We start from the raw sequence: 17,193 nt of genomic DNA on the forward strand, positions 1-17,193 counted from the left end.
CATTTTCCGTCGAAGACCCAGCACAGGTGAAATTCGTGAGCCAGACTACGCCCGCCGTGCGCACCTTCCAAGACCTGATCCTCGCCCTGCAGCAGTACTGGGCCGAGCAGGGCTGCGTGGTGCTCCAGCCCTACGACATGGAAGTGGGCGCCGGTACTTTCCACACCGCCACCTTCCTCCGCGCCATTGGCCCGGAGACCTGGAACGCCGCCTATGTGCAGCCGTCCCGCCGGCCGACCGACGGCCGCTACGGCGAAAACCCGAACCGCCTGCAGCACTACTACCAGTTCCAGGTGGTCTTGAAGCCCAACCCGGAAAACTTCCAGGAGCTGTACCTCGGCTCGCTGAAGGCCATCGGCATCGACCCGCTGGTGCATGACATTCGCTTCGTCGAGGACAACTGGGAATCGCCGACCCTTGGCGCCTGGGGCCTGGGCTGGGAAATCTGGCTGAACGGCATGGAAGTGACCCAGTTCACCTACTTCCAGCAGGTCGGTGGCATCGAGTGCTACCCGGTCACCGGCGAGATCACCTACGGCCTGGAGCGCCTGGCCATGTACATCCAGGGCGTCGATTCGGTGTACGACCTGGTCTGGGCCGACGGCCCCTTCGGCAAGGTCACTTACGGCGACGTGTTCCACCAGAATGAGGTGGAACAGTCGACCTACAACTTCGAGCACGCCAACGTCGAGAAGCTGTTCGAACTCTTCGACTTCTACGAAAGCGAGGCCAACCGCCTGATCGAGCTGCAGCTGCCGCTGCCGACCTACGAGATGGTCCTCAAGGCTTCCCACACCTTCAACCTGCTGGACGCCCGCCGTGCGATCTCGGTGACCGAGCGCCAGCGCTACATCCTGCGCGTGCGCACCCTGGCCCGCGCCGTGGCGCAAAGCTACCTGCAGGCGCGCGCGCGCCTCGGCTTCCCCATGGCCACTCCCGAACTGCGTGACGAAGTACTGGCCAAGCTGGAGGCTCAAGAATGAGTGCACAAGATTTCCTGGTAGAGCTGGGCACCGAAGAGCTGCCTCCCAAGGCCCTGAAATCCCTGGGTGATGCCTTCCTCGGCGGCATCGAGCAAGGCCTCAAGGCCGCCGGCCTCGGCTATGCCAAGGCCCAGGTGTTCGCCGCCCCGCGCCGCCTGGCAGTAGTGGTCGAGCAACTGGCCACCCAGCAGCCTGATCGCAGCGTCAATCTCGACGGCCCTCCGGTCCAGGCCGCCTTCGATGCCGAAGGCAAACCGACCCAGGCTGCCCTGGGCTTCGCCCGCAAATGTGGCGTCGACCTGGAACAGATCGACAAGAGCGGCCCGAAGCTGAAGTTCAGCCAGACCATCCCCGGCCAGCCCGCCGCAGGCCTGCTGCCCGGCATCGTCGAAACCTCCCTCGCCGCGCTGCCGATTCCGAAGCGCATGCGCTGGGCCGCCCGCCGCGAAGAGTTCGTCCGTCCGACCCAATGGCTGGTCATGCTGTTCGGCGAAGAAGTTGTCGACTGTGTGATCCTCGCGCAGAAGGCCGGCCGTGAATCCCGTGGCCATCGTTTCCACAACCCGGACAACATCCGCATCAGCAAACCATCCACTTACCTGGAAGACCTGCGTAGCGCCCACGTGCTGGCCGATTTCGCCGAGCGCCGCGAGATCATCGCCAAGCGCGTTGCCGAGCTGGCCGCCGAGCAGAAGGGCACCGCAGTGGTTCCCGCGGACCTGCTGGACGAAGTGACTGCCCTGGTCGAGTGGCCAGTGCCGCTGGTGTGCTCCTTCGAGGAACGCTTCCTCGAAGTGCCGCAAGAAGCCCTGATCACCACCATGCAGGACAACCAGAAGTACTTCTGCCTGCTGGACGCCAACGGCAAGCTGCTGCCGCGCTTCATCACCGTGGCCAACGTGGACAGCAAGAATCCTGCACAGATCATTTCCGGCAACGAAAAGGTGGTGCGCCCGCGCCTCACCGACGCCGAGTTCTTCTTCAAGCAGGACAAGAAGCAGAAGCTGGAAAGCTTCAATGAGCGCCTGAAGAACGTCGTGTTCCAGGCCCAGCTCGGCACCGTGTTCGAGAAGGCCGAGCGCATATCCCGCCTGGCAGGTTTCGTGGCCGAGCAGATCGGCGCCGACCCGGCCCGCGCGGCCCGCGCCGGTATCCTCGCCAAGTGCGACCTGGCCACTGAAATGGTCGGCGAGTTCCCTGAGATGCAGGGCATCGCCGGCTACTACTACGCGATCAACGATGGCGAGCCGGAAGACGTCGCCCAAGCACTGAACGAGCAGTACATGCCCCGTGGCGCTGGCGCCGAGCTACCGCAAACCCTCACCGGTGCAGCCGTGGCCGTGGCCGACAAACTGGACACCCTGGTTGGCATCTTCGGCATCGGCATGCTACCCACCGGCAGCAAGGACCCCTTTGCCCTGCGTCGTCAGGCCCTGGGGGTGCTGCGCATCCTGATCGAGAAGCAGCTCAACCTCGACCTCGGCGCCGCCGTCGCCTTCGCCGTCGACCTCTATGGCGCCAAGGTGAAGTCCGAAGGGCTGGCCGACCAGGTGCTGGAGTTCGTCTTCGACCGCCTGCGGGCCCGTTATGAAGACGAAGGCGTGGACGTGGCCGTGTACCTCTCCGTGCGTGCCCTGCAGCCGACCTCGGCGCTGGACTTCGACCAGCGCGTGCAGGCCGTACAGGCCTTCCGCAAGCTACCTGAAGCTGCCGCCCTGGCCGCTGCCAACAAGCGCGTCTCCAACCTGTTGAGCAAGGCTGAAGGCAGCGTGCCGAGCAGCGTGGACAATGCGCTGCTGCAGGAAGCCGCCGAGCAGGCCCTGGCCAAGGCCGTGGCTGACGCCGAGGTGGCCCTGGCGAACGCCGGCAGCTATCGCGAGGCGCTGGAGCGCCTGGCCAGCCTGCGTGAGCCGGTAGACAGCTTCTTCGAGGCCGTACTGGTCAACGCTGAAGATGCCGCCGTGCGCAGCAACCGCTATGCACTGCTGGCCAAGCTGCGCGGCCTGTTCCTGGGCGTGGCTGACATCTCGGTACTGGGCTGATACAAGCCCGTGGACCGGATACCCGACGCCTGGTGCTTCGGGTATCCGGCTCTACGCTTCAGGCAATGTTCATGAAACTACTGATTCTCGACCGCGACGGCGTCATCAATGAAGACTCCGACGCGTACATTAAATCTCTCGAGGAATGGGTCCCCATTCCCAGCGCCATCACCGCCATCGCCAGCCTGAGCAAGGCCGGCTGGACCGTGACCGTGGCCACCAACCAGTCTGGCATCGCCCGTGGCTACTACGACCTCGCCACGCTGGACTCCATGCATGCCCGCTTGCGCGAACTGGTGGCAGAGCAGGGCGGTGAACTCGGCGTGATCGAGTATTGCCCGCACGGCCCTGACGAAGGCTGCGATTGCCGCAAACCCCGTCCCGGTATGCTAAAGCGCATCGGCGAACACTATGGCGTGGACCTTGCTGGCACCTGGTTCGTTGGCGACAGCAGTGGTGACCTGGAAGCCGCGCGGGCCGTCGATTGTCAGCCCGTTTTGGTGAAGACCGGCAAGGGCGAACGCACCCTGGCCAAGCCGTTGCCGGCGGGAACCCTGGTATTCGACGATCTGGCGGCAGTCGCCACACATCTACTTCAGTAAGGTCAACAGCTCCCATGACGACAGTGCAGGCCATCAGAACCTTCCTCTTTTACCTGCTGCTATCGTTGAGCGCCTTCATCTGGGGCACGCTAAGTCTCTTCTTCGCACCGTTCATGCCCTTCCGGGCACGCTACCGTTTCATTGTCTGGCGCTGGTGCCGTTTCGCCGTCTGGCTGGCCAAAGTGATGGTCGGCATTCGCTACGAGGTGAAGGGACTTGAGAATGTGCCTGATCGGCCCTGCGTGATCCTCGCCAAGCATCAAAGCACCTGGGAGACGTTCTTCCTCTCCGGTGCCTTCGAGCCCCTCAGCCAGGTGGTCAAGCGCGAGCTATTGCGCGTGCCCTTTTTCGGCTGGGCCATGGCACTGATGAAGCCCATCGCGATTGATCGAAGTAATCCAAAGGCTGCCCTCAAGCAACTGGCGGCGCAGGGCGACGAGCGCTTGAAGCAGGGTGCCTGGGTGCTGATTTTCCCCGAAGGCACTCGAGTTCCGGTCGGGCAGATGGGCAAGTTCTCTCGGGGCGGCTCAGCGCTGGCAGTCAATGCCGGACTCCCCGTCCTACCGGTAGCGCACAATGCCGGGCATTTCTGGCCAAAGGAGGGCTGGGCCAAGCGCCCCGGGACCATCCAGGTCGTCATTGGCCCCGCGATGCAGGCAGCGGGAGAGGGTCCGCGTGCGATCGCCGAGCTGAACGAACGAGCCTTCGCCTGGGTGGAAGCCACTCAGCGCGAGCTCGAGGGCCCGCAATCCGCAGCGACTCTGGACCAACCGGCCTGATCTGTGGATAAGCTGTTAACAAAATTTTGGCTAATCGCCGAAATCATAGCGCAAGCCACTGATCTACAAGGGTTTACCTTTTACGCTAAGGCTTAGCGAGAAAGTGCATAACGATTTCTGCCATCCCCCGGTATTACCCCTTCAGATACGTCGAATCCAGGGTGTTGAAACAGCGGATAATCCGTTCGCGTGCGACGCCCGGGAAGTTCTTCTCAGTCAGCACCACCAGCACAGCGGGCTTGACCCGGCCTGAACGCAGCTGCCGTGTCATGTAAGCGCTGATCTCTTCATCGGAGATGCACGATGCATCCCCCTTGCTCTCATCCATCTCGTTGCTCCTGTATGGCCTTCTGGGCCTCTGCAAGCGCCTCCAGACTACGCTCCCCAATCAGTCGCCGACACACCCAACAGCCATGGGAACGCGCACCCGCGTCGCAACCGGATCGATAAGGGAATCAGAAAAGGAACGGAGTTTTCGCAGACCTGAAAGCACTGAGGGGAGCCGAAGCTCCCCTCAAATGTTTTTTCTTTTTTGTTGTTGTTCTTATCGAGTATTCGTTGTTGTTTTTTGCTACTGGCTACTAGCGAGCCAGAATTGGCTGGTCCCAACATGGACCGAGGGCAAACGGATTTTTTTGGACGCTGATCATGCCATCGTCATTAACTGAACCAACCAGAGCGCCGCTACCTCAAGGTAGTTTTATTGTTCTGTTGCTCTAGCCACCGGGTATGGAACGACACACCCTGTCCAAAAAAATCGGTTTGCTTCTTCTCTGGGCTGTTGTTGTTCTGTCAGAGTCGAAAAAAGTTCTTTTTGAAGCTTGTTATTGTTGTTGTACCGTCTATAGAGCATGACTCGTGCCATGTTTTTGTAAATCCTTACAAATCAATACCTTACAAAAATAACGCTCTCGAGAGCGCTCTGTTACGGCCCTGAAATGTTCCGATACGACCCGCCCTGATGCCCCAAAGCCGGACCATGGGTAACACCCCTCACTCTGGATTGCCACCGTAGTGTTACCCCCTGTTTCACGCGTGTAACCCATTACCCTGAATAGGAAAACTCCTCAGGTTCGAGCTGCCGCCAGCAACGATATGATCCAACCCAACGGGCGTTCATCGCCCTGCATATCCAGGACGAACTCTTGACCCCGGAATGCGCTGTCCAGCAGGCAGCCGTCTTCGGCACATGCCCATCGATTGGGATTTCGGTGAAAGCTCAGCCCACGCTGACCCTTCCCGGGAGCAAAGAAGGTCGGTAAACGCCAGCGCGTCTGGCGCTTCGAGTCGGAAGCAGTCAGCACCAGGCGCTCATCCAGATACGAGAAGGTTCCGGCTCCCGGATAACCCGCGGCAATTCCATCCAGACTCAGCTTCTCCCTGGCCAGGTACAGGGTATTGGAGGCATCCTTCCCATATGCGAAGTGAGGGTGATAACGCGCCCAAGGTATCGTGTCCCCAAGCAATTCGTCGACCTTGAGAACTTTGCCTACTTGCAGCCAGCCCCAGATCACCTGGCGGGGTGCCTGGCGCGGGCTGAAGCGCCAACCACCGGCAACCTGCTGTACGGGGCGAAAGGAGCCGAAGAAGAGAAACAGATCGCCGACCGTCACGCCCTCATTACGCAAGTGTCCCTGAGCACTGCCACTTTGCCCCAGCATCGGTGTCCAGCCAGGTAAGCGGGGTAGGGCGTCGGCGCGTAGGTCAGGGTCCAGGTGAGCCCCTTCGCCCTGCCAGCGCGCATTAAGCGTCAGCTGGCACACCAACTCACCAAGGTTGGTGCCGCAGTAGTCGATCTCCCCGTAGGAGATGGACGATGCATCGTCCGGGATGGGGAGTGAGCAAAGGCGTCCATCTGGCAGTATTGGACTCGGACAACCCCCGGCGGACGAATCGAAACCCTTGCGGCTCAGGATGATTCGCATCGCCGGGCTCCTCCATTACGCATGGTTGATTGATCAATGCTTGCTGCCGGCGGACCCCGAGGATCCGCACTAGATCTGGCCATGACGCGACGTTATTCGATTGGCCAAGATCATCCGCAGCAGCGTACAGCGGTTCGCGCAGCGTTCGGGCCGCTCCTGATTCGGGGACAACGCAACACCCACGCACTCGCCAGAACGCACGTTGAATTTTTTTACTTACCAATAGCTGCTTGGAATCGCATCGGAGCAGGGGTTCGTGCTGGTCACAGCGATCGACTTCAAACTCTCCGAAACCTGCCTCGCATAGCGCGAGAAGTCTTCGTCTTCAGAGAGGCTGCGCTTGAATGCTACAGCTGAACACATCGTCCAGACCTGGACGTTATCCGGATCGCTCTGGGCCAGTTCACTGTAGTGTTCCGCGATTAAGGCGTAGGTTTGGTTCACCGCTGAAACTTGAGCTGCGGCCCTTCCCTCCACCCGTTTCAAGGTACTAGGAGTGCCAGCAGACGGAACTCGATCCGTCTCGATGGTGCCCGGATCGAGGAGGCGCAGCGAGAATGTGGATCCACTATTTTCACTGTAGAACTGGTAACTGCCGTCAGGTTGCCGCTCATAGATCGATCGCTTGTTTGGCTCGACGACAACCAGGTTATCTCCGTCTTGCTCGATATTGATGGAGTAATTCCCGCCTTCGAGTACATAGGTGCCATCGAGAAAGCCCCGGCCGTCCACCTCAGACGACTCTGTGCTGACCACCTCTTCAGGGGGCAACGGCTGGACAGCTACTGAAGGCTCCAGCGGGGGAGGATCATCCTGATCAACTTGAACTGCCCCCACCGAGGGAGCCTGAAACTGAAGATCCGGCTTCGCCAGCGGCTCAACGTTCGCAGTCTCTGCCTTAGGTTTTGGGGGTAAGGGATCTTCTACAGCCTTCGGCACATACGTCGACGGTGGGGCTGGCAACGGAATCATGATAGGAGGAATCACAACACCGAACTGGTTCTGCGCCTTCAAGCTCTTGATCACCTCGGTCGCCTGAGCCTGGGCATGTGCTTGCCGCTCCGTCTCGGTCATCCAAGGTGCGTGAGTACGCAGCATCTCCACGTGGCCTTGCATGTACGACTTGTAGACTTCGTCGTAAGACGAAGGCACCCCCGGATGTGTGCCACAAGCCGCCAGGACCAGTGACAGACTCACAATGCTGGCGAGCAAGCCATACTTCAAGAAGTCACTCCTATGGCGACTGTTGCCGACGACACACATGGTGGCTCTGAGAGATTAAACCGAATGCCTCATACCAAACCCTATCCAGGCCAGCCTTGCGAAGTAACATCTCATGCGAGCTGGAGAGCCCTCTTGAGACGGCTTCCGTTGATCACATACACGCGCCGCGCAGCGTCCCTGAACGATGCGGCCTGATGGCGCCAGTACTCCCTGGATTCCGAATCATAGGTTTTCTCTGCAAGACAGGCCAATGCGCCCGTCCCATCAACGCCACTTCGCAAACCGTTTGGCGGTGCTTACCTGATAGGTGCAAATAGCCTGCTTGGTCCTTCACGCCCGCCTAATCCCATCATTTAGTCATTTAGCGGAAAAAGAAAAACCCCGGCTTTTGGCCGGGGTTCGATCTTTGATTGCAACGTCGGTGACATTCAGACGCGCATACTGCCTTTCGACGCCACGTCAGACGTCGAGGTTCGACACCGCCAGGGCGTTGCTCTCGATGAAGTCACGACGCGGCTCGACGGCGTCACCCATCAAGGTGTTGAAGATCTGGTCGGCGGCGATGGCGTCTTCGATGGTGACCTTGAGCATGCGACGGACAGTCGGGTCCATGGTGGTTTCCCACAGCTGCTCCGGGTTCATCTCACCCAGCCCTTTATAGCGCTGGATGGTGTGACGCTTGGTGCTTTCGGTCATCAGCCATGACAGTGCTTCCTTGAAGCTCGTCACCGGCTTCTTGCGCTCACCACGCTGAACGTAGGCACCATCTTCCAGCAGGTTGTTGAGTTGGTCGCCCAACTCGGTCACCTGGCGGTAGTCGTTGCTGGCGAAGAAATCCCGGTTGAAGGTTATGTAGTGAGACAGACCATGAGCAGTTTGCTCAACTTCCGGCAGCCACAGGTGACGCTCGCGGTCTTCACGAAGGCTGGCGGTGTAGGTCAGACCCGACTTCTCCGCTGCCTTCAAACGCGCCTGCAAGCCTTCCAGCCAGGCTTGCATCGCCACCTGGTCGGAGAGCTGATCAACACTGACACGTGGCAGGTAGATCATGTACTCAGTCAGGTCCTGGGGATACAGGCGCGACAGGCGCTTGAGGGTGCGCATCACGTTGCGGTAATCGTTCACCAGACGCTCGAGGGCCTCACCGGAGAGGCCCGGTGCATTCTCGTTGACGTGCAGGCTAGCGTCTTCCAGGGCCGACTGGGTCATGTACTCATCCATGGCCTCGTCATCCTTGATGTACTGCTCCTGCTTGCCCTTCTTCACTTTGTACAGCGGCGGCTGCGCGATGTAGACGTAGCCGCGCTCGATCAGCTCCGGCATCTGCCGGAAGAAGAACGTCAGCAGCAGGGTTCGGATGTGCGAACCGTCGACATCGGCGTCGGTCATGATGATGATGTTGTGGTAGCGCAGCTTCTCGATGTTGTACTCCTCACGCCCGATCCCGCAGCCTAGTGCAGTAATCAGGGTGCCAACTTCCTGGGAGGACAGCATCTTGTCGAAACGGGCTTTCTCTACGTTGAGGATCTTGCCCTTGAGCGGCAGGATCGCTTGGGTCTTGCGGTTGCGGCCTTGCTTCGCCGAGCCACCCGCAGAATCACCCTCCACAATGTAAAGTTCGGAAAGGGCAGGGTCTTTTTCCTGGCAGTCGGCCAGTTTTCCCGGCAAACCGGCGATATCCAGGGCCCCCTTGCGGCGGGTCATCTCACGGGCCTTGCGCGCCGCCTCTCGGGCGCGTGCGGCGTCGATCATCTTCCCAACTACGGCCTTGGCTTCGTTCGGGTTTTCCAGCAAGAAATCAGCGAAGAATTTGCCCATTTCCTGTTCCACCGCGGTTTTCACTTCGGAGGAAACAAGTTTGTCCTTGGTCTGGGAGCTGAACTTGGGATCCGGCACCTTTACCGAAATGATGGCAGTCAGACCTTCGCGCGCATCGTCACCGGTAGTGGCGATCTTGTACTTCTTCGCCAGGCCTTCCTGTTCGATGTAGTTGTTCAGGTTACGGGTAAGCGCGGAGCGGAAGCCCGCCAAGTGGGTGCCACCGTCACGCTGAGGAATGTTGTTGGTGAAACAGAGGAGGTTTTCGTTGAAGCTGTCGTTCCACTGCAGGGCGACTTCTACACCAACGCCGTCTTCTTCACGCTGAACATTGAAGTGGAAGACCTCATTAACGATAGTCTTGTTGGTGTTCAGATACTCGACGAATGCCTTTAGGCCGCCTTCGTACTTGAACAGTTCTTCCTTGCCGCTGCGCTCGTCGCGCAGCACGATGCCTACGCCCGAGTTGAGGAAGGACAGTTCACGCAGGCGCTTGGCCAGGATGTCCCAGCTGAAGTGGATATTGCTGAACGTCTCAGACGACGCCTTGAAATGCACTTCGGTGCCGGTACCATCGGTCTCACCAACCGGGCGCAAGGGGAACTGCGGAACGCCATGGCGGTAGATCTGTTCCCAGACCTGACCAGCACGACGGATGGTAAGACGTAGCTCTTCGGACAAGGCGTTCACAACGGAAACACCCACGCCGTGAAGGCCACCAGACACCTTGTAGGTATTGTCGTCGAACTTACCACCCGCATGCAGCACGGTCATGATGACCTCGGCGGCAGAAACCCCTTCTTCCTTATGGATATCTACCGGAATGCCACGACCGTTGTCGCGAACGGTGATGGATTCGTCAGTGTGGATGGTGATGCTAATTTCCGAGCAGAAGCCGGCAAGCGCTTCGTCGATCGAGTTATCAACGACCTCGAACACCATGTGGTGTAGACCTGTCCCATCATCGGTGTCGCCGATGTACATGCCGGGGCGTTTGCGTACGGCATCCAGCCCCTTCAGCACCTTGATGCTGGAAGAGTCGTACGTTCTGTTCTCGCTCATGCTTCACTCCCGATGATCGTGGGGCTGATACAGCCATGTTCCACGTGGAACATGGCAACTGGCGTATCCGTGCGCCAGCCATCCCTCAGAAATTCATGGTCAACGCAGGTAATGAACACCTGGCAATCCAAATCTTCCAGCAAACGGCAAAGTGATTGCCGATGCTGCTCGTCCAACTCTGACGGTAAGTCGTCAACTAGGTAGATGCACTGGCCACGTTTCGCATGGTTCACCAAATGGCCCTGGGCGATTCGCAGGGCGCAAACCACTAGTTTCTGTTGACCGCGCGACAGTATGTCTGCCGCGCTATGTGCACCTGAACGCAATCGCAGATCGGCGCGTTGCGGACCGGCCTGGGTGTGTCCGATTTGTTGATCGCGGAGAAGGGAAGTGGCCAGCACTTCGGACAGCTCCCGATCCTTGTCCCAGCCACGGTAATAACTGAGCGTGAGACTGTCGAGGTTCACCAGGTCAGCGAGAGTCTGTTGAAAGACCGGTTTCAACGCCTGGATGTAGGCCCTTCGATACTGGTCTATCTCATCACTGGCCAGGCATAGTTCCCGGTCCCAAGCCGCCTGCGAAGCGGGGTCCAGTGTACCATGCCGGAGCCACGAGTTCCGCTGCCTCAGCGCCTTCTGCAGTCGCTGCCAAGCGGGAAGGAAGCGAGGTTCCACGTGGAACACTCCCCAATCGAGGAACTGTCGACGTATCTTCGGAGCACCTTCGAGCAGACGGAAACTGTCCGGGTTGATCAGCTGAAGCGGCAAGGCCTCTGCCAGCTGGGCAGCACTCTTAGCATTCTGCCCATCGATGCGAATCTGGAACTCGCCCTGGCGATCCCGAGAGATGCCCAAACTACTCTGCCCACCCTCAGCAAGGCCGACTTGACCAAACACCGTACACGCAGACTGTTCGTACTGAATGACTGGTTGCAGCCGAGTACTGCGAAACGAACGGGCAAGACCGAGGAGGTGGATTGCTTCCAGCAGGCTGGTTTTTCCGCTGCCGTTAGCGCCGTAGAGAATGTTGATGCGGGGGGAGGGGGAAAGGGTCACCGGCTGCAGATTACGCACACCGGTGACCGAGATACGGCTGAGGGACATTGAGTCGTTACAGACGCATCGGCATTACGACGTAGGATGAGTCGTCGTTGCCAGCTTCCTGCACCAGGGCACTGCTGTTCGCATCGGACAGAATCAGACGGACCTGCTCGGTGGACATCACGCCCAGTACATCCAGGAGGTAGCTCACGTTGAAGCCAATCTCCAGGTTACTGCCGTTGTAATCGACCGCTACTTCTTCTTCAGCCTCTTCTTGCTCTGGGTTGTTCGCCTGGATCTTGAGCAGGCCGGAAGCGAGCGTCAGGCGAATACCACGGTACTTTTCGTTGGATAAGATCGCCGTACGGCTGAAGGCCTCGCGCAGCGCCTGGCGGTCACCGATAACCAGCTTGTCACCGCCACGGGGGAGTACGCGCTCATAATCCGGAAACTTACCGTCCACGAGTTTGGAGGTGAAGGTGAACTCACCGGTAGTAGCGCGGATATGATGCTGGCCCAGAACAATGCGAACTTCACCGTCCTGCTCTGTCAGCAGGCGAGCCAGTTCAAGGATACCTTTGCGCGGCACAATGACCTGGTGCCGGTCGACGCCTTCAAGTCCGGCTTCCATGGCACACATGGCCAGCCGGTGACCGTCTGTGGCGACGGCACGCAGGACACCGGCATTCACCTCCAGCAACATGCCGTTGAGGTAGTAACGAACATCCTGCTGAGCCATGGCAAAACTGGTGCGTTCGATCAGCCGACGCAGCTTGCTCTGCACGAGACTGAAATTCAGCGAGCCAGGGCCTTCCTCCACGGTCGGGAAGTCGTTCGCCGGCAGCGTCGAAAGGGTGAAGCGGCTACGACCTGCCTTGATGAGCAGCTTCTGCTCATCGAGACGGATGTCGATCAGCGCGTCGCTGGGCAGGCTCTTGCAGATGTCCATCAGCTTACGGGCCGGTACGGTAATCTCACCCGGCTCAGCCGGTTCTTCCAGGGCAACGCGCCCAACCAGCTCGACCTCGAGGTCAGTGCCGGTCAACGATAGCTGCTGGCCTTCGACTACCAGCAGCACGTTCGAGAGGACCGGCAAGGTCTGGCGGCGCTCGACGACGCCGGCGACCAGTTGCAGGGGTTTCAACAGGGCTTCGCGTTGAATTGTGAAATGCATGGTCTAGTCCCTTGCCTCTTGGGCTGCGGTCAGGTGGTCAATGTACGCAGCAGATTCTTGTAATCCTCGCGGATATCCGCGTCGGATTCCCTTAGTTGTGCAATCTTACGACAGGCGTGCAGCACCGTGGTGTGGTCTCGTCCGCCGAACGCGTCGCCGATCTCCGGAAGGCTGTGGTTCGTCAATTCCTTGGACAACGCCATGGCGACTTGCCGAGGCCGAGCCACCGAGCGCGAGCGGCGCTTGGAGAGCATGTCGGACATCTTGATCTTGTAGTACTCGACTACGGTGCGCTGGATGTTATCGATGCTGACCAACTTGTCCTGCAGGGCCAGGAGGTCCTTGAGCGACTCACGGATCAGTTCGATAGTGATATCCCGGCCCATGAAGTGGGCGTGGGCAATCACTCGCTTCAAGGCACCTTCCAGTTCGCGCACGTTGGAACGAATACGCTGAGCGATGAAGAACGCGGCGTCGTGCGGCAGATCCACCTTGGCCTGCTCGGCCTTCTTCATCAGGATGGCCACACGGGTTTCCAACTCGGGCGGTTCAACCGCTACCGTCAAACCCCAGCCGAAGCGGGACTTGAGGCGCTCTTCCAGGCCTTCGATTTCCTTTGGGTAGCGGTCACTGGTGAGAATCACCTGCTGACCGCCCTCCAACAGGGCGTTGAAGGTGTGGAAAAACTCTTCCTGCGAACGCTCCTTGCGGGCGAAGAACTGAATGTCGTCGATGAGCAGCGCGTCTACAGATCGATAGAATCGCTTGAACTCGTTGATGGCATTCAACTGAAGGGCCTTCACCATGTCTGCCACGAATCGCTCGGAATGCAGGTAAACCACTTTGGCATTCGGATTCTTCTTCAGCAGGTGGTTACCCACAGCGTGCATCAAGTGGGTTTTACCCAGACCCACGCCGCCATAAAGGAACAGCGGGTTGTAGCCGTGTTTGGGGTTATCCGCCACCTGCCAGGCCGCCGCGCGGGCCAACTGGTTGGACTTGCCCTCGACGAAGTTCTCGAAGGTGAAGGTGCGATTCAGGTAGCTGGTGTGCTTCAACGCCCCTTCCACTTGCACGGAACGCTCCGTACGGATCGCTGGTGCAGATACCGCCGATGCCAGCGGATCGAGGTTGTCGCGGGTTTCTTCCACGGTCTCGATGCGCTTATGCGATGGAGCGGTAGGAGGGGGTGGCGGAGGCGCCATGACCGGAGGCGGGGGCGGTGGTGCCTTCCGCGGTGCCGGGCTGCGCTTACTGCCTATTAATAAGGAAAGAGCAGGCGCCAGGCCGTTGCCCCGTTCGCCGAGCAACTCGAGGAGCCGCCCCATGTACTTCTCGTTGACCCAATCGAGTACGAACCGATTCGGCGCGTAGACGCGCAGTTCGTCTCCATCAGCTTCAACCTGCAATGGGCGGATCCAGGTGTTGAATTGCTGGGCAGGCAGCTCATCGCGCAAGAGCTCCACGCACTGCTGCCAAAGTTCCACTGACACGGATGTCCCCCAAGTCGGAATGATGCCGGACTCAAACAAAACAGCCGTCATTGTAGCCGCGGCAGGAAGAGTTATCCACACGAAAAATGTCGAATGGGTGAATAAAATCAATATGTTATTCACCGCGCAGAATCACGTTGTGCTTGGCATGAATCTTGTGGATAACCATGCCATAACCCGGCCTTATCTCCTGGGGAAAAGTGCCTGCATAACTCGCCTGTGGGTAACCTCGCCATTCACCCCCAGCTTCTACCCAGATCGCCCACAACCAGAGCACCTCTTTCTGACAAGGTTGTTAGTCGGCTCACACGCAGACAGCATGCGGCCTGTGCTGGGTTTTCCACAGGCAAGGTGCTGGCCCAGTTATAAAAAACATAACCAAGCTTTTTTAAATTCCCCTTTCTTCTATATTCTTTTACTCGACAGCGCTGGTTGGAAATTGACCTGCCCGCACCGTTTCACTAGAATTGCCGGTCTCTTTAAACGGGGGCCACTTCCGGCCCGTAGTGACCACCAGGTAAAAGCATCATGAAACGCACTTTCCAACCCAGCACCATCAAGCGCGCTCGCACCCACGGTTTCCGTGCCCGTATGGCCACCAAGAACGGCCGCCAAGTCCTGTCGCGTCGTCGCGCCAAGGGCCGCAAGCGCCTGACCGTCTGATTTATCCGGAACGGGTGGTGAGTCAGGGCTTCGATCGGGAAAAGCGACTGCTGATACCCCGACAGTTCAAGGCAGTCTTCGACTCACCCACCGGAAAGGTTCCCGGCAAGCACGTCCTGCTCCTCGCGCGTGACAACGGCCTTGATCACCCCCGCCTGGGTCTGGTGATCGGCAAGAAAAGCGTCAAGCTTTCCGTCGAGCGCAATCGCCTAAAACGCCAGATTCGCGAATCCTTCCGCCATAACCTTGAGTTGCTGGTCGGATGGGACATCGTCATCGTGGCGCGCAAAGGCATCGGCGATCTGGAGAATCCTGAGCTGAGGCATCAGTTCGGCAAGCTCTGGAAGCGCCTCGCGCGCAGCCGGACTCGCCCTGAACCTGCTCCCGGATCAGGGGTGTCCGACAGTCCCCATGCGTAAACTGGCCCTCGCTCCGATCCAGTTCTATCGCTACGCCATCAGTCCACTGATGGCCAGTCACTGTCGTTTCTATCCCAGTTGTTCCTGCTACGCGCAGGAGGCCATCGAACAGTATGGCGTCCTGCGTGGCGGCTGGCTGACCCTGCGTCGGCTGGGCCGCTGTCATCCGTGGAATCCGGGCGGCTATGACCCGGTGCCACCTGCCAACACTCCCCAACCTCCTTCGATGGCCGAGTAATCATGGATATTCAACGCTCGATCCTGATCGTCGCCCTGGCAATCGTGTCCTACCTGATGGTTCTGCAGTGGAACCAGGACTACGGCCAAGCCGCCCTGCCGAGTGCAGGCAATAGCGCAAGCTCCGCGCAAGCGACGCTGCCGGACGACAACGCAACCGCCAAGTCCGGCGACGACGTGCCGACCGCCAGCGCTGAGCGCAGCGAACCGGCAACTCCCCAGACCGTCGCTCCCAGCAGCGAACTGATCCGTGTTGAAACCGACGTACTGAGCCTGGCCATCGATCCGAATGGCGGTGACATCGTCCAGTTGACCCTGCCGAAATACCCGCGACGCCAAGATCATCCGGATGTGCCTTTCCAGCTGTTCGACAATGGTGGTGAGCGCCTCTACCAGGCCCAAAGCGGCCTGGTCGGTGCCAATGGTCCGGACGCCCGGGCCAACGGACGCCCGATGTACAGCGCCACTCAGCGCAGCTTCAAGCTGGCCGATGGTCAGGAACAACTCGTAGTCGACCTGACATTCAGCGAAGCCGGTGTGAACTACACCAAGCGCTTCACCCTGAACCGCGGCAAGTACGAGCTGCAGGTGGCCTACAAGGTCGACAACCAGAGCGCCCAACCCTGGTCCGGCAGCATGTATGCCCAGCTCAAGCGTGACGCCAGCGCCGACCCGTCCGCAACCACAGCCACTGGTGTGTCCACCTACCTGGGCGCTGCGGTCTGGACTCCGGATGAGCCGTACAAGAAGCTTTCCATGAAAGACATGGATAAGCAGCCCTTCAAGGAAACCGTGCAGGGAGGCTGGGTCGCCTGGCTGCAGCACTACTTCGTGACCGCCTGGGTTGCACCGAAGGACCAGAACAACGCCATCCAGACCCGCAAGGACTCCCGTGGCAACTACATCGTCGGTTTCGTAGGTCCTTCGCTGAATGTCCCAGCAGGTGCTTCGGCCGAAACGTCCGCGATTCTCTACGCCGGCCCGAAGACCCAGGATCACCTCAAGGAACTCTCCCCGGGCCTGGAACTCACGGTCGACTACGGCTTCCTGTGGTTCATCGCCCAACCGATCTTCTGGCTGTTGCAACATATCCACAGCCTGCTGGGTAACTGGGGCTGGTCGATCATCGTCCTGACCATCCTGATCAAGGCTGCATTCTTCCCGCTCTCGGCGGCCAGCTATCGCTCCATGGCACGTATGCGTGCCGTGTCGCCGAAGCTCCAAGCCCTGAAAGAACAGTTCGGTGACGATCGCCAGAAGATGTCCCAGGCGATGATGGAGTTGTACAAGAAGGAGAAGATCAACCCGCTGGGCGGCTGCCTGCCGATTCTCGTGCAGATGCCAGTCTTCCTGGCCCTCTACTGGGTACTACTGGAAAGCGTAGAAATGCGCCAGGCCCCGTGGATGTTCTGGATCACCGACCTGTCGATCAAGGACCCGTTCTTCATTCTGCCGATCATCATGGGCGCCACCATGTTCATCCAGCAGCAACTCAACCCGACGCCGCCGGACCCGATGCAAGCCAAGGTACTGAAGCTGATGCCGATCATCTTCACCTTCTTCTTCCTGTGGTTCCCGGCTGGCCTGGTACTGTACTGGGTGGTCAACAACGTCCTCTCGATCGCACAGCAGTGGTACATTACCCGGCAGATCGAGGCGGCCAGCAAGAAGGCAGAAGCCTGACAGCGACGCCAGACAGCTTGAACAAGACGCCCCCTCTGGGGGCGTCTTG

Annotated in this window: 14 protein-coding genes and 1 pseudogene; 8 read left to right on the plus strand and 7 right to left on the minus strand. The window is 59.3% G+C overall.

Going from position 1 to position 17,193, the window contains the following annotated elements:
• Positions 1-35: 35 nt before the first annotated feature.
• The 4 genes from glyQ to E8F20_RS19130 all read left to right on the plus strand — a co-directional run bounded on the left by glyQ (position 36) and on the right by E8F20_RS19130 (position 4,406).
• Entirely contained in the window at positions 36-983 is a 948-nt protein-coding gene (gene glyQ / locus E8F20_RS19115; RefSeq protein WP_028627021.1) for a glycine--tRNA ligase subunit alpha, read from the plus strand.
• Positions 980-3,025 carry a glycine--tRNA ligase subunit beta gene (gene glyS / locus E8F20_RS19120; protein WP_280285145.1) on the plus strand — a complete coding sequence of 682 codons (2,046 nt, stop codon included), beginning with the start codon at positions 980-982 and terminating at the stop codon, positions 3,023-3,025. The genes glyQ and glyS overlap by 4 nt, the downstream gene beginning before the upstream one ends.
• Positions 3,026-3,090: 65 nt before the next feature.
• Positions 3,091-3,627, plus strand: a complete 537-nt coding sequence (gene gmhB / locus E8F20_RS19125; protein WP_280285146.1) for a D-glycero-beta-D-manno-heptose 1,7-bisphosphate 7-phosphatase — start codon at positions 3,091-3,093, stop codon at positions 3,625-3,627.
• 14 nt (positions 3,628-3,641) lie between these two features.
• A complete protein-coding gene (locus tag E8F20_RS19130; protein WP_280285147.1) occupies positions 3,642-4,406 on the plus strand; it encodes a lysophospholipid acyltransferase family protein in 765 nt (254 codons plus the stop codon).
• A 133-nt stretch (positions 4,407-4,539) separates the two neighbouring features.
• On the opposite strand, the gene E8F20_RS19135 is transcribed toward E8F20_RS19130, so the two are convergent.
• The 7 genes and pseudogenes from E8F20_RS19135 to dnaA form a co-directional block, all read right to left on the minus strand.
• Positions 4,540-4,734, minus strand: coding sequence for a hypothetical protein (locus E8F20_RS19135; RefSeq protein ID WP_280285148.1), 195 nt, complete (start codon positions 4,732-4,734; stop codon positions 4,540-4,542).
• 739 nt (positions 4,735-5,473) lie between these two features.
• Positions 5,474-6,331: a hypothetical protein gene (locus E8F20_RS19140; RefSeq protein WP_280285149.1), complete on the minus strand. Its 858-nt coding sequence runs from the start codon at positions 6,329-6,331 to the stop codon at positions 5,474-5,476.
• 216 nt (positions 6,332-6,547) lie between these two features.
• On the minus strand, positions 6,548-7,555 hold the full coding sequence (locus E8F20_RS19145; RefSeq protein WP_280285150.1) for a hypothetical protein: 1,008 nt from the start codon (positions 7,553-7,555) through the stop codon (positions 6,548-6,550).
• Positions 7,556-8,014: 459 nt separating this feature from the next.
• The gene (gene gyrB, locus E8F20_RS19150) at positions 8,015-10,435 is read right to left on the minus strand and encodes a DNA topoisomerase (ATP-hydrolyzing) subunit B (protein ID WP_280285151.1); all 2,421 of its coding nucleotides are present in this window, start codon (positions 10,433-10,435) and stop codon (positions 8,015-8,017) included.
• A 3-nt stretch (positions 10,436-10,438) separates the two neighbouring features.
• Positions 10,439-11,538: pseudogene (gene recF / locus E8F20_RS19155) on the minus strand (DNA replication/repair protein RecF).
• Between the two features lie 7 nt (positions 11,539-11,545).
• Positions 11,546-12,649: a DNA polymerase III subunit beta gene (gene dnaN / locus E8F20_RS19160; RefSeq protein ID WP_028627013.1), complete on the minus strand. Its 1,104-nt coding sequence runs from the start codon at positions 12,647-12,649 to the stop codon at positions 11,546-11,548.
• 29 nt (positions 12,650-12,678) lie between these two features.
• Positions 12,679-14,142 carry a chromosomal replication initiator protein DnaA gene (gene dnaA, locus E8F20_RS19165; protein ID WP_280285426.1) on the minus strand — a complete coding sequence of 488 codons (1,464 nt, stop codon included), beginning with the start codon at positions 14,140-14,142 and terminating at the stop codon, positions 12,679-12,681.
• Positions 14,143-14,670: 528 nt separating this feature from the next.
• Between dnaA and rpmH the strand changes: the two genes are divergently transcribed.
• From rpmH to yidC, 4 genes are read left to right on the plus strand one after another with little or no spacing between them, the layout of a single operon-like run.
• Positions 14,671-14,805: a 50S ribosomal protein L34 gene (gene rpmH / locus E8F20_RS19170; protein WP_003290924.1), complete on the plus strand. Its 135-nt coding sequence runs from the start codon at positions 14,671-14,673 to the stop codon at positions 14,803-14,805.
• A 14-nt stretch (positions 14,806-14,819) separates the two neighbouring features.
• Positions 14,820-15,224 (plus strand): ribonuclease P protein component, encoded by a 405-nt coding sequence (gene rnpA, locus E8F20_RS19175; RefSeq protein WP_280285152.1) that lies wholly within the window; start codon positions 14,820-14,822, stop codon positions 15,222-15,224.
• On the plus strand, positions 15,217-15,462 hold the full coding sequence (gene yidD / locus E8F20_RS19180) for a membrane protein insertion efficiency factor YidD (RefSeq protein ID WP_280285153.1): 246 nt from the start codon (positions 15,217-15,219) through the stop codon (positions 15,460-15,462). Before rnpA ends, yidD begins: the two co-directional genes overlap by 8 nt.
• Positions 15,463-15,464: 2 nt before the next feature.
• A complete protein-coding gene (yidC, locus tag E8F20_RS19185; protein WP_280285154.1) occupies positions 15,465-17,144 on the plus strand; it encodes a membrane protein insertase YidC in 1,680 nt (559 codons plus the stop codon).
• The last annotated feature ends 49 nt before the right edge of the window (positions 17,145-17,193 follow it).

The sequence above is a fragment of the Pseudomonas sp. BN415 genome (assembly GCF_029871195.1).
GTDB lineage: Bacteria > Pseudomonadota > Gammaproteobacteria > Pseudomonadales > Pseudomonadaceae > Metapseudomonas > Metapseudomonas resinovorans.